The sequence below is a fragment of the Streptomyces sp. NPDC090994 genome, from assembly GCF_044768905.1.
Taxonomy (GTDB): Bacteria; Actinomycetota; Actinomycetes; order Streptomycetales; family Streptomycetaceae; genus Streptomyces.
Genome location: NZ_JBIVWS010000018.1, coordinates 84,642 through 102,851, shown reverse-complemented (window position 1 = coordinate 102,851; position 18,210 = coordinate 84,642). Strand labels below are relative to the sequence as shown.

Sequence of the window (18,210 nt, the reverse complement as noted above, 5' to 3'; positions counted from 1 at the left end):
AGCGTCACCGGCAGCACCGCCCCGGCCCCGCCGTACCCGGCGGATCGTGGCCGCGCTCGGTGTGCTCGCGGCGGTGGGCGGCGCGGCGGCGGCCGGGGCCGGGATCGGCATCGGTGACGACGGGCCGGACGGCTCGGCGGAGCGGCGGCTGCCGCCGGCCACCGCCGAGGTGACCCGGCAGACCCTGACGGACGGGGTGACCGAGGACGGCGAGCTGGGCTACGGGAGGTCCTCGACGCTGACCGGGCACCTCCCCGGCACCGTCACCCGCCTGCCCGGCACGGGCGAGCGCGTCACCCGCGGTGAGGCCCTCTACCGCGTCGACGAGCAGCCCGTGGTCCTCATGTACGGGTCGGTGCCCGCGTACCGGACCCTGCGCGAGGGCGTGACGGGCGAGGACGTGGAGCAGTTGGAACGCAACCTGGACGCGCTGGGGTACACCGGCTTCACCGTCGACGACACGTACACGGACGCCACCGCGCGGGCCGTCGCCGCGTGGCAGGAGGACGAGGGACTGGAGGAGACCGGCGTGGTGGAGACCGGCCGGGTCGTCTTCGCGCCGGCCGCGGTCCGGGTGGACGCCCCGGGGACCGAGGAGGGCGCGTCGACGGGTCCCGGCCGGAAGGTCCTGACGTACACCTCCACCGCGCAGTCCGTCACCGTCGAACTGGACACGGCCGATCTGCGGCTGGCCGAGGAGGAGGCGAAGGTGACCGTCGTACTGCCGGACGGGACCGAGGTCGGCGGCCGGATCACCGAGGTCGCCACCGAGATCGCCGCGGGCGAGGGCGAGGACCAGGGCGAGACCACGACCGTCGGCCGGGTGGAGGTGGCCCTCGACGGGAAGCAGGCCCGCGAGGCCGCCGCCCCCTATGTGCTGGCCTCGGTGGACGTCACCTTCACCGCGGGCGAGCGCGAGAACGTCCTGACCGTGCCGGTCGCCGCGCTGGTGGCGCTGCCCGGGGGCGGTTTCGCGGTGGAGGCGGTCAAGGGGTCGTCGACGTCGTACGTCCCCGTGGAGACGGGGCTGTTCGCCGACGGACGGGTGGAGATCAGCGGGGACCGGGTCACCGAGGGCATGACGGTGGGGATGCCGTGATGACCTCCGCGGACGAGGCCGGCGACGCCTCGATGATCGAGTTGAGGGACGTGGTGAAGACGTATCCGGGCGGGGTGCACGCGCTGGCCGGTGTGTCGCTGTCGGTGGCCCGCGGTGAACTGGTCGCCGTCGTCGGCCCGTCGGGCTCGGGGAAGTCGACCATGCTGCACATGCTGGGCACGCTGGACCGGCCCACCTCGGGCAGCGTACGCATCGACGGCCATGACACCGGCGCGTTGTCGGACGCCCGGCTGTCGGCGCTGCGGGCGCGGCGGATCGGGTTCGTGTTCCAGCAGTTCCACCTCGCGGCCGGTACGTCCGCGCTGACCAATGTGGCCGACGGGCTGCTGTACAGCGGGCTGCGTCCGGCGCGGCGGCGGGAGCGGGCCGCAGCGGCGCTGCGCCGGGTGGGGCTCGGGCACCGGCTGCGGCACGCGCCGCACCAGCTCTCCGGCGGTGAGCGCCAGCGCGTCGCGATCGCCCGCGCGGTGGCCGGGGAGCCCGCGCTGCTGCTCGCGGACGAGCCGACCGGGGCACTGGACACGGCGTCCGGTGCGGGGGTGATGACCCTGCTGCGCGAGCTGAACGCGGCCGGCACCACCGTGGTCGTCATCACCCACGACCAGGAGATCGCCGCGTCACTGCCCCGCCGGGTGCGGATGCGGGACGGGCGACTCGTAGAAGACACGGCAGACACGGCAGACGCAGCAGACGCAGCAGACACGGCAGACACGGCAGACACCGCACCGGCCGCCGGGCCGGTCGGCACGGTGACCGGAGCGGTCCGGTGACCGCCCTCGCACCGCCGCGGCCGGAAACACCGCGGCCGGAGAGCCTGCGGCCGGCCCGGCTGGGGCCCTCCGACGTCGTCCGCGTCGGCGCGGTGGGGCTGCGCACGCGTCCGCTGCGGGCGTTCCTGTCGGCGCTGGGCATCGCGATCGGCATCGCGGCGATGGTGGCCGTGGTCGGCATCTCCGCGTCCTCCCGGGCCGGACTGGACCGGGCGCTGGCGGCCCTGGGCACCAATCTGCTGACCGTCTCCCCCGGCAGCACCCTCACCGGCGAGGCGGCCCAACTGCCGCTGTCCGCCGAGGAGATGGTGTCCCGGGTGCCGGGGGTGGAGTCGGTGTCCGCGGTCGGCCGGCTGTCCGACGCCAAGGTGTACCGCAGCGACCGCATCCCCGAGGTGGAGACCAACGGCATCGTGACGTACGCCGCCCGCACCTCCCTGCGGGCCGCGATCGGTGCCGAACTCGCCGACGGTACGTGGCTGAACGCGGCCACCGCCCGCTATCCGGCCGTCGTCCTCGGCTCGGCGGCGGCCGAGCGGCTCGGCGTCGCTCACGCGGGACCGGACACGCAGGTCCTGGTCGGCGGCGACTGGTTCACCGTCGTCGGCATCCTCCGGCCGGCGCCGCTGGCGCCCGAGCTGGACGCGGGCGCGCTGGTCGGCTGGCGGGCGGCCCGGGACGGGCTGGGCTTCGACGGCCACGCGACGACCGTGTACACGCGGTCGGCGGAGCCGGAGCTGGACGCGGTGCGCGGGGTGCTCGGCGCCACGGCCAACCCCCAGGCGCCGGGCGAGGCCGAGGTGTCGCGGCCCTCGGACGCGCTGGCCGCCAAGCGGGCGGCGGGTGAGGCGTTCACCGCACTGCTGCTGGGCCTGGGCGCGGTGGCGCTGCTGGTCGGCGGGGTCGGGGTGGCCAACACGATGGTGATCTCGGTACTGGAGCGCCGGGCCGAGATCGGACTGCGCCGCTCGCTGGGCGCGACGCGGGGCCAGATCCGGGGCCAGTTCCTCGCCGAGTCGCTGCTGCTGTCCGCGCTGGGCGGCGCCGGCGGCGCCCTGCTGGGCCTGACCGTCACCACCGGGTACGCCCTCTCCCAGGGCTGGCCCGCGGTGACCCCGCCGTGGGCGATGGCCGGCGGGGTGGCGGCGACCCTGCTCATCGGCGCGCTGGCCGGCCTCTACCCGGCCGTCCGCGCCTCGCGCCTGTCCCCCACGGAGGCCCTGGCGACGCCCTGACGCGCGGGCGGCCTGCGCGCCGAGCGGCTCGGGGGAGCGCTCGGCGTCGTAGGCGGCCCGTGCCTCGGCGATGCGGCTCCTGCGTCGCCGACGTACTGCCGCCGATGCTGCTGCTCGCCGCCGGGCCGGCCGCCGCGCTGCTCGCGCCGGCCGGGCCGGCGATGGCGGGTGCGCGGGAGGAGGGCCAGGGGCCGGCGTCCGGCCTGTTCAACACCACGCAGGTGGTGGAGGGCGCTGGGGCTGGCGGTGCTGTCGACACTGGCGGCGGCGCACGCCGACAGGTTGCTCGCCCGGGGTGCGGAACCGGTGGCCGCGACGGCCGGGGGTTTCCGACTGGCGTTCGGGGGTCGGCGCTGGTCGCGGTGGGGCGCTGGGGCCGGGGGCGGTGGTGTTGCCGCGCGGTGGTGAGCGGTCGTCGCCGGTGGGTGCCGCGGGCGGCGGACGCCCCTCGGTGGGAGGGGCGCCGTCGGTGTCCGGGCGTCACGGCGTCGCCGGCGCCCGGGACGCGCCCGTGATCTCCTCCCCCGCCTCCATCGGATGGGTCACGTCCCGCGCCTGCCGCCCCGTGCCGATGTGGTTGAAGACCAGGTTGAGCAGGACCGCGGCCACGCACCCCGTCGAGATGCCGGAGTCCAGGATGATCCGCGCGGTCTCCGGGAACGCGTGGTAGAACTCCGGCGCGGAGATCGGGACGATGCCGACGGCGAGGGAGACGGCCACGATCAGGACGTTGTTGTCCTTGTCGAGGGCGGCCCGCACCAGGGTCTGGATGCCGCTGGCCGCGACCGAGCCGAACAGGACGACGCCCGCCCCGCCCAGCACCGGACGGGGTACGACCGCGATCAGCGAGGCGGCGGCCGGGCACAGGCCCAGCAGGACCAGGAAGCCGCCGCCCACCGCGACGACGAACCGGCTGCGCACCCGGGTCATCGCCACCAGGCCGATGTTCTGTGCGAAGGCGCTGCACATGAAGCCGTTGAAGACCGGGCTGAGCGCCGAGCCGAGGGTGTCGGCGCGCAGGCCGGCGGCGATGGTCTTCTCGTCGGCCGGGCGGCCCACGATCTCCCCGAGGGCCAGCATGTCGGCCGTGGACTCGGTCATCGACACCACCATCACCACGCACATCGACACGATCGCCGCGGCCTGGAACTGGGGCGCCCCGAAGTGGAACGGCGTCGGGAAGCCGACCAGGTCCGCGTCGGCGACCGGGCCGAAGTCGGTGACCCCGAACGGGACCGCGAGGAGGGTGCCGGCCACCAGGCCGAGCAGGACGGCGATCTGCTTGACGAAGCCGCGGGTGAAGCGGCGCAGGAGCAGGACGATGACCAGGGTGACGGCGGCCAGGCCCAGGTTGGTGGGCGAGCCGTAGTCGTCCGCGGTGGTGTCGGGCCCCTGCGCCCAGCCGAAGGCGACCGGAAGCAGGGATATGCCGATCAGGGTGATCACGGTGCCGGTGACGACCGGCGGGAAGAACCGGACCGCCTTGCAGAAGACGGGCGCGGCGAGGAAGCCGAGGAGTCCGGCGACGATGACCGCGCCGAAGACCAGCGGCAGCGCGTCGGACCTGTGGTCGGCGGAGGCGACGATCGCGGTCATGGGGGCGACACCGGCGAAGGTGACGCCGTTGACGAAGGGCAGCCGGGCGCCGATCTTCCAGACGCCGAGGGTCTGCAGCAGGGTGGCGAGACCGGCGGTGAACAGGCAGGCGCCGGTCAGGAAGGTCAGGTCGGTGCCGGACAGACCGACGGCGGCGCCGACGATCAGGGGCGGGGCGACGACACCCGCGTACATGGCGGCCACGTGCTGGAGGCCGGTCGTCGCCATCTTCACGGGCGGGAGTTTCTCGTCGACCGGGTGATCGTCGACGGGGTGATCGTCGGCTGGATGGCCGTCGACTCGGTGATCGACGACTGAGTGATCGACAACTGGGTGGTCGGCCACGGCGGCTCGCCTCCGGTCGGTTGCACGTCGGCTCTGACGTGGGTGTCAAGGAGGTGGTGCGGGTGGGGAGGTGATGGTGGTCGTGCGGGACCGGCGACGGGGAGGAGGGGGTGCCGCCCCGGGGCGCGCGCGTCCCCGTGCGCGCCCCGGGTGCGGCCGCCGTGGCACCCTCGCGGGTCCACGGCCACCGGCCGGGAGCCGTCCCTCCCGGCCGGAGTCGGTCGGCGTGGATCAGCCCTGTGCCGCGATACGGGCCAGGCGGCGTGCCTCGTCACGGGTCGAACGGGCTATGGCGTCCTCGTCGACGGTGAGCAGCCGCCCGTCCTCGACGATCTGCCGGCCGTGCGCGAACGAGGCGGTGACCGGGGCGGCGGCGCCGAAGACCAGGGCGGTCACCGGGTCGGCGATGGAGGCGTGGGCGAGGGTGTCCATCCGCCACAGCACCAGGTCGGCCAGTTTGCCGGGCTCCAGCGAGCCGGTCTCGGCGGCCCGGCCGAGGACCTGGGCGCCGCCGAAGGTGCCCAGCCGCAGGGCCTGACGGGCGTTCATGGCCTTCTCCCGGTGGGCGCCGAGACGGTGGACCAGGAGGGCGTTGCGCAGCTCGGTGTGGAGTTCGCCGGACTCGTTCGACGCGGTGCCGTCGACGCCGAGGCCGACCGGGACGCCGGCCGCGAGCAGGTCGGGGACGCGGGCCGTGCCGGCCGCCAGCCTCGCGTTGGAGGACGGACAGTGGGCGACGCCCGTCCCCGTGCGGGCGAACGCGGCGATGTCGGAGTCGTTCATGTGGACGCAGTGCGCCATCCACACGTCCGCACCGAGCCAGCCGGTGGACTCGAAGTAGTCGGTCGGCCCCATCCCGAACAACTCGTGGCAGAACTTCTCCTCCTCCACCGTCTCCGAGCCGTGGGTGTGCAGCCGCACGCCGAGCCGACGGGCCAACTCCGCGCCCTGCCGCATCAGTTCGGTGGAGACCGAGAACGGGGAGCAGGGCGCCACGGCGACCTGGGTCATCGCGCCGAAGGAGGCGTCGTGGTGCTGCCGTACCGTTTCCTCGGTGGCGGCGAGCGCGTCGTCCAGGGACTCCACCGCGAAGTCCGGCGGCAGGCCGCCGTCCGACTCGCCGCGGTCCATCGAGCCGCGGGCGAGGGTGAAGCGGACGCCGGTCTCGCGGGCGGCGCGGACGATCGCGCCGGACAGGTCGCCGGCGCCGCGCGGGAAGACGTAGTGGTGGTCCATGGCGGTGGTGACACCGCCGCGGGCCATCATCGCGAGCGACCCCTGGGCCGCCGCGTACACCATCGCCTCGTCGATCCGGGCCCACGTCGGGTAGAGCGCGGTCAGCCAGTCGAAGAGGTTGTGGTCGGTGGCCAGGCCCCGGGTGATCCACTGGTAGAAGTGGTGATGGGTGTTGACCAGGCCGGGGGTCACGAGGTGTCCGGAGGCGTCGACACGGCGGACGACGTTCTCCAGGTCCTCGGGTGCTCTTCCCGCGCCGAGCGACTCGATGCGGTGGTCCGCGATAACGACGTACCCGGTGGCGTACTCGGTGTCCCGGTCGTCGACGGTCGCGATCGCACCGTTCTCGATCACGATGCGCTGGGCTGCTGCCATGATGCGTCCTCTTCTCGTCGCGGGCCCTCCGGTGCGGCGCGCCCCCGGCCCGTGCCACGGGTGGCGGGGGCGCGCGTCCCGCGTCAGAGGTTGGTCATGTCCGCCGGTATCCGTGCCTCGCAGCCGTCCCGCAGGACCGTGCCCTCGATGAGGCCGTACGGACGGTCGGCGGCGAAGTACACGGCACCGTCGGCGGTGTCGTTCTTGAGCCCGAACGGCTCCAGGTCGACGAGGAAGTGGTGCTTGTTGGGGAGCGAGAAGCGGACCTCGTCTATCTCGCCGCGGTTCTCGATGATGCGCGCGCCCATCTGGTACAGGGTCTGCTGGAGCGAGAGCGAGTAGGTCTCGGCGAAGGCCCGGAGCAGGTGGTTTCGCACCTGCCCGTAGGACTGCTCCCAGTCGGGCATCTCCTGTGCGTCGTCGGTCCAGTTGAACCGCCAGCGGCCGGTGACGGACGTCGCCAGGATGCGGTCGTACGCCTCCTGGAGCGTCGTGTACTTGTCCTTGACGTAGCCCCAGAACTCGGAGTCGGTCGAGTTCATCACCGTCAGGTCCTTCAGACCGGAGACGACTTCCCAGCGTTCGCCGTCGTAGGTGACCTGGGTGAGGCGGGTCTCCTGGCCCTTGCGGACGAAGGAGTGCCCGCGGTCCGCTTCGGTGCCGGTGCCGGTGCGGGTGTCGGTGCCGGTGTCGGAGGTGGCGATCCGTTCCCAGGCGTACTCCTCGATACGGATGCGCGCGCGGTGGATCGGTGGCTGGGAGGTGACGAAGTGACGGGCGAGGTGGATGCCGAACTGCTCGGCGGAGTCGATGCCGTGCTCCTTGGCGAACGCGAACACGGTGTTCTTGGTGGTGTCGGTCGGCAGCACGTGGGCGTTGGAGCCGGAGTAGTGGACCTCGTCCATGTCGCCGGAGAGGGCGACGGAGACGTTGAGGTCCTTGATGTGGTGGGTGGCACCGTCCCGCGTGATCTTCACGACTCGGTTCTCGGCCTTGCCGTACTGGTTCTGTCCCAGGATCGTCGGCATGTCTGCTAGCTCCCTCGGTATACGGAGTAGCCGAACGGGTTGAGCAGCAGCGGTACGTGGTAGTGCTCGCCGGGGTCCACGGCGAAGGTGACCGTCACCTCGGGGAAGAACACTGCACCGCTGTCCCGATTCGCGGGGGCGTCCTGCTGCGCATCGGCTTGCTTCTTCGACGTTGCTTCGGCGTACGCCTCGACCGCGAAGTCGAGCCGTACGTGGGTCGTGCCCTCCGGCGGGGCCGGGAGGTCCGTGCAGCGCCCGTCGGCGTCGGTCGCCGAGCCGCCCAGGTCCCGCCAGTCGCCCTCGCGTCCGGCGCGGGCGGAGAGCCGGACGGCGACGCCCCGGGCGGGGCGGCCGGCGCTGGTGTCCAGGATGTGGGTGGACACGGAGGCGGTGGTGCTGGTGCTCACGTCAGGGCATCCTCTTCGTCGACGAGCCGGGAGAGCCGGATACGGTTGATCTTTCCCAGCTCGGTGCGGACGATCTCCCGTTCCCGCTCGGGCGAGTTGCCGATCCGCTCCTTCACCGCGTCCCGCATCTGCTCGCCGGTCCGGCCGGTGGCGCAGATGAGGAAGACGTGGCCGAACTTCTCCTGGTAGGCCAGGTTCAGTTCGAGCATCTCGGCCTTCAGTTCGGCCGGGGCGCCGGCCATGCCCGCCTGTTCGCGGGAGGAGGCCGGGTCGCCCGGCTTCGGACGGCCGATCGGCGGGTGTCCGGCCATCGCCTCCGCGAGTTCCGTCGCGGTCAGTCCGGCCGTGGCGGTGTCGCTCGTGGCGTACAGGTCCTCGGCGGTGGCGTAGGGGCGGGCGGCGGTCAGCCGCTTCCCCCAGGCCGGGCAGGCGCACACCTCGTGGAGTGCGGCGAGGGCCGCAGGCTCCGCGAGGGCGTTGAACCGGGCCAGACCCGGCGGCGTGGAAGTGGACGTCACGGGGAGCCTCCGTGGCCTTGTGCTGAACGGGCGTGCCGATAGCTAACGCGCCCGGAAACACGGCGTCAACAGTTTGTTGAAAATTCGCGGTAAACGAAGCCGCCGCCCGGCGTTCCGGGCGGCGGCTGCTGACGCGGAGGCATCGACGCTGGTCAGGAACCCTTTTCGCGGTTCAGGTAGTTGTAGACGGTGAAGCGGCTGACGCCGAGCGCGCTCGCCACGGTCTCCACTCCGTGGCGCACCGAGAAGGCCCCGCGCGCCTCCAGGTTCCGTACGACCTCCTGCTTGGCCTTGCGGTCCAGTTCGGCCAGCGGCACGCCCCGCCGGCGTTCCATCGCGGCCAGGATGTGGTCCAGCGAATCGGCGAGCTGGGGCAGGCGTACGGCGACGACCTCGGCCCCCTGCCAGGAGAGCACCACGTCGTCCCGGCCGGCCTCGTCCGGCGGGACCAGTTCGCCGCCGATGGCGTCGACCAGCGGCTTGACGGCCGCGATGAACGGCTCGTCCGCGCTTCCGGTCACCGCTCGTCCTCTTCCACGACGTTGACCTGGAGCGATATCCGGGTGGCGCCCGCACCGAGGGTCCGGCGGAGTACGTCGCCCAGGGCGGTGAGCACCGCGTCGGCGCCGCCCTCGGCGGTGTTGCCGAACGGTCCGACATCGACCGCGTCCAGGTCGGCGGCCTCGATGACCTCGCGGGCGACCACCGCGTGGGCGGGGGCCTCGTCGAGGTCGAAAGGCTCGGTCGTGAACTCCACTCTCAATCGCACTGCGTCCCCTTGGTGCCGGTACTGGTCTGCGGGTTCTCCCAGCTCTTCGGCCGAGAGGGCACAGCCGTTCCGGCACGACCTTAACGGACTCCCCCGCCACGACCGGCCGTTCCGCCCGGGCATGCCGCGCAGCGCGCGGACCCGTGCGCTGCGCGGGCACGGTCCGGCGCTTCAACTCAGCATCAGGACACATGAGTTCGGTAATGTCAGCGACCGCGCACGACAGGTGTCGGGCGATGCGACTGGCCGCCCCGCCAGGTCACCCACAGGAGTCGGCTTGTCACCTCGCAAGGCAACGATCCCGCGCGCCGCCCTCCTGCTGACGGCCGCTCTGTGCGCGACGGGAGCACTCACCGGGTGCCAGACCCTCACAGAGACCGCCTCCGCCTCGGGCTGCGAGGGCACCGGGAGCCGGGTCGACGAGCTGAAGTCCTACCGCATCCTGGACTCCCGGCCCCGAGGGACGATCGAACCCGAGGGCTTCGAGGGCCTGGACGCCGGCTGCTGGGAGGACAGCGGCGACGTGCAGCTGTACGCCGACCGTACCTACGTCTTCCCCGGCGACAAGGCCGACGTGACCCGGCACTACCGGGCCGCGGCGGAGCGCGCGGACTGGACCCCGTCCCCGGCCACCCGGCGGTCGTCGAAGAACGCGGACCAGCCCGCGAACCTGTGCTTCACCCGCGGCGGCGCGGACGACGCCGCGACGCTGGACGTCTACTTCCTGACCCGGGAGATCCTGGACGCGGAAGGGAGCGCGGCCGGGCCCGAGTTCGGCACGGGAGCCGGTTACCGCGTCTCCGTCACCGCCTCGGCCGACGGTTCCGCGACCGGCTGCCAGGACTGAGCCGCCCCCTCCCACCGAAAAGACTCAGCGCCCCCGCCACCGAGGCGGGGGCGCTTTTCGGCTTGTCGGCGACCCTTGACAAGCCTCGTCCCTCGACGGCAACCTTCCAGTAAGCAGAAAGCTTGTTCCGCAATGCGGAAGCATGGAAGGAGGTGCGGTATCCGGATGGGATTCGCGGACCAGCGCTTCACCGTCAATCTGTCGATCCTCTTCACCGAACTCCCGCTCCTGGAGCGCCCCGCGGCAGCCGCCGCGGCCGGCTTCGGGGCGGTCGAGCTGTGGTGGCCGTGGACCGACGCGCCCGTGCCCGAGCGGGCCGCGCTCGACGCCCTGAAGCGGGCGGTCGAGGACGCGGGCGTCCGGCTCACCGGCCTGAACTTCTACGCGGGGCGGCTCCCCGGCCCGGACCGCGGCGCCCTGTCGGTGCCGGGCGACGAGTCGGACCGGTTCCGCGCCAACATCGACGTGGCCGCCGGTTTCGCCGAGTCGCTGGGCTGTACGGCGCTCAACGCGCTCTACGGCAACCGCGTCGAGGGCGTGGACCCGGCCGAGCAGGACGCGCTGGCGCTGGAGAACCTGGCCCTCGCGGCCCGCGCGGCCGACCGGATCGGCGCCCTCCTGCTGATCGAGGCCCTGAACGAGCCCGAGTCACCGCGGTACCCGCTGGTGTCGGCACCGGCCGCGGTGGCGGTCGTCGACCGGGTCAACGAGGCGACCGGACTGGGCAACGCCGCGTTCCTGATGGACCTCTACCACCTGGCCATGAACGGCGAGGACCTGCCGGAGGTGATCGACCGGTTCGCGGCGAAGACGGGTCACGTCCAGATCGCCGACAGCCCCGGGCGCGGCGCCCCCGGCACCGGTTCGCTGCCGCTGGAGGAACTGCTCGGCCGGCTCCGCAAGGCCGGTTACGACGGCCTGGTCGGCCTGGAGTACAAGCCCGGCGACCGGCCGAGCGCCGAGTCCTTCGACTGGCTGCCCCGCGAGGCCCGCTGACCGTCCTCGCGCCCCGGGAGACACCCGCACCGAGAGACACCCGCACGGAAAGGCACCCTCATGAGCACGAACATCGCCTGGATCGGCCTGGGCATCATGGGCTCCCCCATGTCGGAGAACCTGATCAAGGCGGGTTACCGGGTCACCGGACACACCCTGGAGCGGGAGAAGCTGGACCGGCTGGCCGCCGCCGGCGGCACCGCGGCCGGCTCGGTCGCCGAAGCCGTGCGCGACGCCGACGTGATCATCACCATGGTGCCCGCGTCACCGCAGGTGGAGGCCATCGCCTACGGCCCCGACGGCATCCTGGAGAACGCCCGCTCCGGCGCCCTGCTGATCGACATGTCCTCGATCACCCCGCAGACCTCCGTCGACCTGGCGAACGCCGCGCGCCGCAAGGGCATCCGGGTGCTGGACGCGCCCGTCTCCGGCGGTGAGGCGGGGGCGATCGAGGCCGTGCTGTCCATCATGGTCGGCGGCGAGCAGGCCGACTTCGACGAGGCCAGGCCGCTCTTCGAGGCGCTGGGCAGGACGATCGTGCGGTGCGGTCCGCACGGCGCCGGCCAGACGGTGAAGGCCGCCAACCAGCTGATCGTCGCCGTCAACATCCAGGCGTGCGCCGAGGCCGTGGTCTTCCTGGAGAAGTCCGGCGTCGACCTGGCGGCGGCGCTGGACGTCCTCAACGGCGGGCTGGCCGGCTCGACCGTGCTGACCCGGAAGAAGGACAACTTCCTCAACCGGGACTTCCAGCCGGGCTTCCGCATCGACCTGCACCACAAGGACATGGGCATCGTCACCGACGCCGCCCGCACCGTCGGCGCGGCCCTGCCGGTCGGCGCCGTGGTCGCGCAGCTCGTCGCGTCCCTGCGCGCCCAGGGCGACGGCGGCCTGGACCACTCCGCCCTGCTGCGGGCCGTGGAACGCCTCTCCGGCGCCCAGGTCTGACCGCACGGTCACCCCAAGACCCCGGGCGGCGCCGCGCGTCGACAGATGTCCCGTCGCGCCCAGGCGTGCGGCGCCGCCCGGCACCACCGGTGACGCGACACGGGCACGCCGTCGCGTCACCGGCTCACCAGCCCGCGTACGGCACCGGCGGGGAGGCCGGAGCCGTACGCGCGGACCGGGACCGCGGCGAGCGCGGGCCAGTGCGGTGGTGAACGGCCCGGCGTCCCCTCCCACGACGTGAGGGGAGGGGCGCCCGAGCCGGTCGCGCCCGCCGCGGTCCCGGTCACACCCGTCGACCCGCGCGTACGCCCTCGGCCGTACGCGCGGTACGGCATCCTCAAGTCCTCCTCTGAAACCGGCACCGGCACGCTTGGACCACCCCCGTGAGCGGGCACATCCCCCGCACACGGGGGTGATCGCATGAAGAGGACCGGCAGCACCACGGGCATCCGGCTGGAGCCGTACCACGTCGCGCTGCTGCGCGGCGGGGCGCGCGCCGCCGTCACGGTCGCCGTGGTGGCCCTGCACCTGCGCGGCGTCGTGGCCGCCGGACGGCCGGGCGCCCTGCGCCGGGCGCTGGTGCCGGACGCGGCACGGTACCCGCCGCACCGCAACGACCTGGAGCGCGCGGTGCGCGGCGGTCTCTACCGCCCGGCCGGCCTGGAGGAGTTGCTGGCCCGCTCGGTGGTGCGCACGGCGGTGGCCCGGGCGCGCGAGGACCTGGTCGCGGCCGGGCTGCTGGGGTCGCTGACCGGCCGCCCGACCCGCGCCGGCCGCAGGAAGGTGCGGAAGCTGCGCGCGGTCTTCCCGCTGCCCACGGGTCCCGAAGGGTTCACGCACGACGACATGGCCCTGGCCGTCGCCCTGTACGGCGATCCGGCGCTCAGGGCGCTGCTGCCACGGTTCACCGAGCACACCCGGCTGACCGGACGGGGCGCCCACGCGGACGCGGGCCGCTTCCCGTTCGGCCGGACGGACCGGTTCCTGCGGTCGCGGGCCGACGATGACGACGACGGGTCCGGGCCTGGTGCCGACCACGGTGGCGGTCACGACGGCGGGGGCTTCAGTTGCGGCGGCGGAGGAGGCGGCGGCGACTGAGCACGACGAGAGGGCGGCCCGTCCCGGGGGAACGGACCGCCCTCCGCCGTGTCCGCGAGGGCTCAGAGCTCCAGCGTCCTGATGGCGGTCGGCGCGTGGCCGGGCTCGGTGGCCAGTTCCTCGAACTCCGTCACGTCGGAGATGTCGTTCGTCCCCGACATGGCTATGTTGGTGACCCGCTCCAGGATCGCCTCCACGACGACCGGCACCCGGTGCTCCGCGGCGAGCTTCTTGGCCTGCTCGAAGGCCGCGCCCAGCTCGCGCGGGTCGGTCACCCGGATCGCCTTGCAGCCCAGGCCCTCGGCGACCTTGACGTGGTCCACGCCGTAGCCGCCGAGTTCGGGCGAGTTGATGTTCTCGAACTCCAGCTTGACCTCGAAGTCGATGCCGAAGGCCCGCTGCGCCTGCCGGATCAGCCCCAGGTAGGAGTTGTTCACCAGCACGTGCACGTACGGGATCCTGTGCTGCGCGCCGACCGCCAGCTCCTCCATCATGAACTGGAAGTCGTAGTCCCCGGAGAGCGCGACGACCTGGGCCTCGGGGTCGGCCTTGGCGACGCCGAGGGCGGCCGGGACGGTCCAGCCCAGCGGCCCGGCCTGGCCGCAGTTGATCCAGTGCCGGGGCCGGTGGACGTGCAGCAGCTGCGCGCCGGCGATCTGGGAGAGGCCGATGGTGGAGACGTACCGGGTCTCGGGTCCGAACGCCTTGTTCATCTCCTCGTAGACCCGCTGCGGCTTGATCGGGATGTCGTCGAAGTGCGTACGGCGCTGGAGGGTGGCCCTGCGCTGCTGCGCGGAGGCGGCCCAGGCGGAGCGGTCGGGCAGGGTTCCGGCCGCCTTCCGTTCCCTGGCCGCCTCCGTGAAGAGCGTGAGGGCGGCCTTGGCGTCGGAGGCGATGCCGTAGTCCGGGGCGAAGATCCTGCCGATCTGGGTCGGTTCGACGTCGACGTGCACGAACGTCCGTCCGGCGGTGTAGACGTCGAGCCGGCCGGTGTGGCGGTTGGCCCAGCGGTTGCCGATGCCGAGGACGAAGTCGGACTCCAGGAAGGTGGCGTTGCCGTAGCGGTGGGAGGTCTGGAGGCCGACCATGCCGGCGTTCAGCTCGTGGTCGTCGGGGAGCACGCCCCAGCCCATGAGGGTCGGCACGACGGGGATGCCGGTCAGCTCGGCGAACTTCACCAGCAGACCGGCCGCGTCGGCGTTGATGACGCCGCCGCCGGCGACGATCAGCGGGCGCTCGGCGGCGTCGAGCAGGTCGAGTGCCTTCTCGATCTGGGCGCGGGAGGCGGCCGGTTTGTAGACGGGGAGCGGCTCGTACGTCTCCGGGTCGAACTCGATCTCGGTCAGCTGCACGTCGACCGGCAGGTCGATCAGGACCGGGCCGGGACGCCCGGAGCGCATCAGGTGGAACGCCTTCTGGAAGACGCCGGGGACCTGCGCGGCCTCCAGCACGGTCACCGCCATCTTGGTGACCGGCGCGGCGATGGAGGCGATGTCGACGGCCTGGAAGTCCTCCTTGTGGAGCACGGCGGTCGGCGCCTGGCCGGTGACGCACAGGATCGGGATCGAGTCGCCGGTCGCCGAGTACAGCCCGGTGATCATGTCGGTGCCGGCCGGGCCCGACGTACCGACGCACACCCCGATGTTGCCGGGACGGGCCCGCGTGTATCCCTCGGCCATGTGCGAGGCGCCCTCGACGTGCCGGGCGAGGGTGTGGGTGATGCCGCCGGACGCCTTGAGCGCCGCGTAGAAGGGGTTGATCGCCGCGCCCGGCACACCGAACGCGTCGGTGACGCCCTCGCGCCTGAGGATCTCGACTGCCGCGCGGGCAGCGGTCATACGAGCCATTCGAGTACTCCTGCTGGTCGGAACCTGGTTCGGAACCACGCCCGTCGCGCCCACGCTGAGCAGTTTCCGTCTTTCCGCATGTTGGAATATATCTTCTACATACTGAAAGTAAGGTAAGTGGGTGGCCGAGGGACGTCAAGGGAGGACGATGAAGGGCATGACCGAGAGCCTCACGGTGCGCTGCCCGTCCTGCCGGCGCGCGCACCGCTACACGGCACCGGCGTACCCGTGCGCCTGCGGAGTGCCGGTCGCCCCCTCGCTGGACCCGGACGGAACCGTGGCGGAGGTCCGCCACCGGTCCTGGGAGGAGGAGTGGATCGGGGTGCGCTGCGCCGCCTGCGGCGACGAGGGACAGTGGCCCCGGCCGGAACTGGGCTGTCCGTGCGGCACGGTGCTGAGCCTGCCGGTGCGCGACCCCTTCGACACGGTCGCGGCGGTCGTGCGGTACCTGGGCACGCTCGGCCACCACGACCTGCACCGCGCCCGGCGCGGACTGACGCCCGGCATCGGGCTCACCGGGCGCGGCATCCTCGTCCAGATCGACCCGACCGGCTCCCCCGCCACCACGCGGGACGTGGAATGCCTGTGGCTGACGGCCATGACCCGCTCCGCCCGCCACGTCCTGCACTTCTCGCTGGCCGCGTACCCCGCCGGCGTCCGGGCCCGCGCGGGCCTGCTGCACGTCCCGCTGTTCGTCCTCGGCCCCGGCACCGGTCCCCGCCCGGCCAACGCCCCGGCGGCGGCCCTGGCCGCGACGGCCGACGGCGCGCCCTGAGTGCCCGCGCGGGCCGGGTTGAGTACGCGTACTCAGGGCGCGGGGGTCCGCGGCGGCGAGAGTAGGGGCAGACCGAACGACTGGAGACCACGATGCGCCTGCCCCTCACCACCACCCGCCGTCCGGCCGGACGGTCCCGCCTGCTCCTCGCCGCCCTCGTGGGCGGCGCGGCGGTGGTGGCACTCACCGGATGCTCCGGCTTCCAGGACGACATCTGCGGCGGCGGCGAGTACCCGGTGCTCGCCGTGGGCGGCACCGGCTCCGCCTGCGTGCCGGACGGGGAGGAGCCCCCGAAGGGGTACGCGCGCTATCCGGAGGGCAAGGTGCCGCAGCAGGTCGACGACAAGTGGGACGTGTACTGGCGCACCCACACACTGGACGAGAACGGCACGGTGATCGACGCCCCCGACACGGACTGACCCGGCTCGCGCCGGCCGACGCCTACAGGATCTCGCCCCGGCTGCGCGCGTTGGCCCGCGCGACCATCTCCCGCAGTCTGGAGCGGCCCCAGGGGTCCTCTCCGTACGGCGGCGGATCGGCGCCTTCGGCGGCGGTGCCGAACGGGTCGCCGGGGTCGTGGAAGACGAGCAGCCGCCCGTTGACGCCGTACAGTTCGATGGCCTCGGCCAGTGCCGCTCGCGCGCTGCTCGCCATGACGCCCGCTCCTTGTGTCGACCTGCTTTCGACAGACGCTACGAGCAGCGTTGACCTGCGTCGATGGCACTTTCCCCGGGTGTGGGGCCGAAGTGCCACAGAGGGTCACACGGGCAGGTTCACCACGTCGGCCAGCTCCCGTATCTCGGGCGTCAGCGTCCGGCGCCGGGTCACGATGCGGTCGAGGATGTCGCGGGCGTAGCGCTGGTTCGGGAGCCACTGCGGGGAACCCGCGCGGATCTTCTGCAGGGTGTCCACCGCTTCCGCGTACCGCCGTAGCTGCGTCTGGGCGCTCGCGACGTCGAGCAGGTGCCGGTTCCTGTTGTTCGAAGTCGGTTTCAGGGTGTCGGCGGGAATGCGGGAGGCGAGGCTGAGGACCGTGTCCGGCCGGTCGGCGACCATCGCGTTCTCCGCGCGCTTCAGCGCCACGGTGACGGGCCCGAACGTGCGGAGGAAGTCGCCCTCGGGCGTGCACTCCCGGCCCAGGGCCACCGCGGCCGAGTGGGCCAGGCGCAGGGCGTCGTCGGCCTCGCCGGGGCGGTTGTCCCGGATCGCCGCGGCCGACAGGCGCAGCAGGAGCCATCCCCAGGCGCTCAACTCACCCGGTGTCGCCCGGGACATGCGGGGCTCGACCTCGTCGGACCACCTGACCGCCAGGTCCCGGGCCTGCGCGAGCCGTCCCCGGCGCAGCAGCAGCCAGCACTGGACACTGGCCGTCGCGGCGCGCTGAACGCCGTCGGTGGCGTCGTCCTGGGCCCGGTCCAGGGCCAGTTCGGCGGCGTCGAACTGCCGGGTCTGGGTCATCAGCCACCCGGTCAGTTCCAACAGGCGGGCACGCAGCGGCCTGCCCCGGACGTCGGTGGCGGTCAGCGCCTCGGTGTCGCGCAGCAACGACGGAAGAACCGTACCGAGTTCGGTGAACCGGTCGTGCGCGAACAGGGGCACCGCTGATCGCAGGGCGTCCCGTACGCCCTCGTAGGTCGGTGCCTCGTCGAGCGTGCCGGTGCCGGCCGGAGCGGCCAGGGCGGCGTGCACGGGCGCCCAGCTCCGCACGGTGGCCTCGTCGGCCGGTTCCTCCGCGTGCGCGGCGACGAGGTGGGTGGTGGGCACCTTGAGGGCGTGGGCGAGAGCCCGCGCGGTCTCCAGCCGGGTGTCGGTGCGCTCGCCCTGTTCCAGCTTCCGGACGAGGGACAGGGAGACGCCCGAGAGATCCGCCAGCTGTCGTTGGGTCAGCCCTCGACGCTTGCGGATCTCCCGAAGGCGTTCACCGAGGTAGGCGCTCATACTCCGAGGGTACGGCCACCTCCCTGGCGCCGGGCGCGCTCAGCGGAAGTCCTCCTCGCGGTACTCCGCGCCGAGCCACTACAGGATCTCGCCCCGGCTGCGCGCGTTGGCCCGCGCGACCATCTCCCGCAGTCTGGAGCGGCCCCAGGGGTCCTCTCCGTACGGCGGCGGATCGGCGTCTTCGGCGGCGGTGCCGAACGGGTCGTCGGGGTCGTGGAAGACGAGCAACCGCCCGTTGACGCCGTACAGTTCGATGGCCTCGGCCAGTGCCGCCCGCGCGCTGCTCGCCATGACGCCCGCTCCTTGTGTCGTCTGTCGGACGACAGCCTCACGCGAGTGCGGCGGGCATCACGGGGACGGAACGT

20 protein-coding genes are annotated in these 18,210 nt (G+C 73.0%); 9 read left to right on the top strand and 11 right to left on the bottom strand.

Annotated features, from left to right (window positions below):
- Positions 1–46 precede the first annotated feature (46 nt).
- From ACIQR3_RS29200 to ACIQR3_RS29190, 3 genes are read left to right on the top strand one after another with little or no spacing between them, the layout of a single operon-like run.
- Complete coding sequence (locus ACIQR3_RS29200) at positions 47–1,099, top strand: peptidoglycan-binding protein (protein WP_403543628.1); 1,053 nt, start codon at positions 47–49, stop codon at positions 1,097–1,099.
- Between the two features lie 32 nt (positions 1,100–1,131).
- Positions 1,132–1,890: an ABC transporter ATP-binding protein gene (locus ACIQR3_RS29195; RefSeq protein ID WP_403543656.1), complete on the top strand. Its 759-nt coding sequence runs from the start codon at positions 1,132–1,134 to the stop codon at positions 1,888–1,890.
- The gene (locus ACIQR3_RS29190; RefSeq protein ID WP_403543627.1) at positions 1,887–3,125 is read left to right on the top strand and encodes an ABC transporter permease; all 1,239 of its coding nucleotides are present in this window, start codon (positions 1,887–1,889) and stop codon (positions 3,123–3,125) included. Before ACIQR3_RS29195 ends, ACIQR3_RS29190 begins: the two co-directional genes overlap by 4 nt.
- Positions 3,126–3,605: 480 nt before the next feature.
- Here the strand turns inward: ACIQR3_RS29190 and ACIQR3_RS29185 are convergent, their stop codons facing one another.
- The 7 genes from ACIQR3_RS29185 to ACIQR3_RS29155 all read right to left on the bottom strand — a co-directional run bounded on the left by ACIQR3_RS29185 (position 3,606) and on the right by ACIQR3_RS29155 (position 9,399).
- Positions 3,606–4,949, bottom strand: coding sequence for a nucleobase:cation symporter-2 family protein (locus tag ACIQR3_RS29185; RefSeq protein ID WP_403543655.1), 1,344 nt, complete (start codon positions 4,947–4,949; stop codon positions 3,606–3,608).
- A 348-nt stretch (positions 4,950–5,297) separates the two neighbouring features.
- Positions 5,298–6,677 carry an 8-oxoguanine deaminase gene (locus ACIQR3_RS29180; protein WP_403543626.1) on the bottom strand — a complete coding sequence of 460 codons (1,380 nt, stop codon included), beginning with the start codon at positions 6,675–6,677 and terminating at the stop codon, positions 5,298–5,300.
- Positions 6,678–6,760: 83 nt separating this feature from the next.
- On the bottom strand, positions 6,761–7,705 hold the full coding sequence (gene pucL, locus ACIQR3_RS29175; protein ID WP_403543625.1) for a factor-independent urate hydroxylase: 945 nt from the start codon (positions 7,703–7,705) through the stop codon (positions 6,761–6,763).
- Positions 7,706–7,710: 5 nt separating this feature from the next.
- Positions 7,711–8,112, bottom strand: a complete 402-nt coding sequence (uraH, locus tag ACIQR3_RS29170; RefSeq protein ID WP_403543624.1) for a hydroxyisourate hydrolase — start codon at positions 8,110–8,112, stop codon at positions 7,711–7,713.
- Positions 8,109–8,630, bottom strand: a complete 522-nt coding sequence (gene uraD / locus ACIQR3_RS29165) for a 2-oxo-4-hydroxy-4-carboxy-5-ureidoimidazoline decarboxylase (RefSeq protein ID WP_403543623.1) — start codon at positions 8,628–8,630, stop codon at positions 8,109–8,111. Before uraD ends, uraH begins: the two co-directional genes overlap by 4 nt.
- A 152-nt stretch (positions 8,631–8,782) precedes the next feature.
- On the bottom strand, positions 8,783–9,151 hold the full coding sequence (locus tag ACIQR3_RS29160; RefSeq protein WP_403543622.1) for a helix-turn-helix domain-containing protein: 369 nt from the start codon (positions 9,149–9,151) through the stop codon (positions 8,783–8,785).
- Positions 9,148–9,399 carry a hypothetical protein gene (locus tag ACIQR3_RS29155; RefSeq protein ID WP_403543621.1) on the bottom strand — a complete coding sequence of 84 codons (252 nt, stop codon included), beginning with the start codon at positions 9,397–9,399 and terminating at the stop codon, positions 9,148–9,150. The genes ACIQR3_RS29160 and ACIQR3_RS29155 overlap by 4 nt, the downstream gene beginning before the upstream one ends.
- Positions 9,400–9,676: 277 nt before the next feature.
- On the opposite strand from ACIQR3_RS29155, the gene ACIQR3_RS29150 reads away from it, so the two are divergent.
- The 4 genes from ACIQR3_RS29150 to ACIQR3_RS29135 all read left to right on the top strand — a co-directional run bounded on the left by ACIQR3_RS29150 (position 9,677) and on the right by ACIQR3_RS29135 (position 13,285).
- On the top strand, positions 9,677–10,246 hold the full coding sequence (locus ACIQR3_RS29150; RefSeq protein WP_403543620.1) for a hypothetical protein: 570 nt from the start codon (positions 9,677–9,679) through the stop codon (positions 10,244–10,246).
- 165 nt (positions 10,247–10,411) lie between these two features.
- Complete coding sequence (locus tag ACIQR3_RS29145) at positions 10,412–11,242, top strand: TIM barrel protein (protein WP_403543619.1); 831 nt, start codon at positions 10,412–10,414, stop codon at positions 11,240–11,242.
- 60 nt (positions 11,243–11,302) lie between these two features.
- Positions 11,303–12,187: a 2-hydroxy-3-oxopropionate reductase gene (locus ACIQR3_RS29140; RefSeq protein ID WP_403543618.1), complete on the top strand. Its 885-nt coding sequence runs from the start codon at positions 11,303–11,305 to the stop codon at positions 12,185–12,187.
- A 420-nt stretch (positions 12,188–12,607) separates the two neighbouring features.
- Positions 12,608–13,285: a TIGR04222 domain-containing membrane protein gene (locus ACIQR3_RS29135; RefSeq protein ID WP_403543617.1), complete on the top strand. Its 678-nt coding sequence runs from the start codon at positions 12,608–12,610 to the stop codon at positions 13,283–13,285.
- Positions 13,286–13,347: 62 nt separating this feature from the next.
- Here the strand turns inward: ACIQR3_RS29135 and gcl are convergent, their stop codons facing one another.
- Positions 13,348–15,132, bottom strand: coding sequence for a glyoxylate carboligase (gcl, locus tag ACIQR3_RS29130; RefSeq protein ID WP_403543616.1), 1,785 nt, complete (start codon positions 15,130–15,132; stop codon positions 13,348–13,350).
- 157 nt (positions 15,133–15,289) lie between these two features.
- Between gcl and ACIQR3_RS29125 the strand changes: the two genes are divergently transcribed.
- Together ACIQR3_RS29125 and ACIQR3_RS29120 are read left to right on the top strand one after the other, a co-directional pair.
- On the top strand, positions 15,290–15,907 hold the full coding sequence (locus ACIQR3_RS29125; RefSeq protein WP_403543615.1) for a hypothetical protein: 618 nt from the start codon (positions 15,290–15,292) through the stop codon (positions 15,905–15,907).
- A gap of 92 nt (positions 15,908–15,999) precedes the next feature.
- Complete coding sequence (locus tag ACIQR3_RS29120) at positions 16,000–16,326, top strand: SCO0607 family lipoprotein (protein WP_403543614.1); 327 nt, start codon at positions 16,000–16,002, stop codon at positions 16,324–16,326.
- Positions 16,327–16,348: 22 nt separating this feature from the next.
- Here ACIQR3_RS29120 and ACIQR3_RS29115 read toward each other — a convergent pair whose 3' ends face one another.
- The 3 genes from ACIQR3_RS29115 to ACIQR3_RS29105 form a co-directional block, all read right to left on the bottom strand.
- On the bottom strand, positions 16,349–16,561 hold the full coding sequence (locus ACIQR3_RS29115; RefSeq protein WP_403543613.1) for a hypothetical protein: 213 nt from the start codon (positions 16,559–16,561) through the stop codon (positions 16,349–16,351).
- Positions 16,562–16,666: 105 nt separating this feature from the next.
- Positions 16,667–17,845, bottom strand: coding sequence for a helix-turn-helix domain-containing protein (locus ACIQR3_RS29110; RefSeq protein ID WP_403543612.1), 1,179 nt, complete (start codon positions 17,843–17,845; stop codon positions 16,667–16,669).
- Between the two features lie 78 nt (positions 17,846–17,923).
- Positions 17,924–18,136 carry a hypothetical protein gene (locus ACIQR3_RS29105; protein ID WP_403543611.1) on the bottom strand — a complete coding sequence of 71 codons (213 nt, stop codon included), beginning with the start codon at positions 18,134–18,136 and terminating at the stop codon, positions 17,924–17,926.
- Positions 18,137–18,210: the final 74 nt, after the last annotated feature.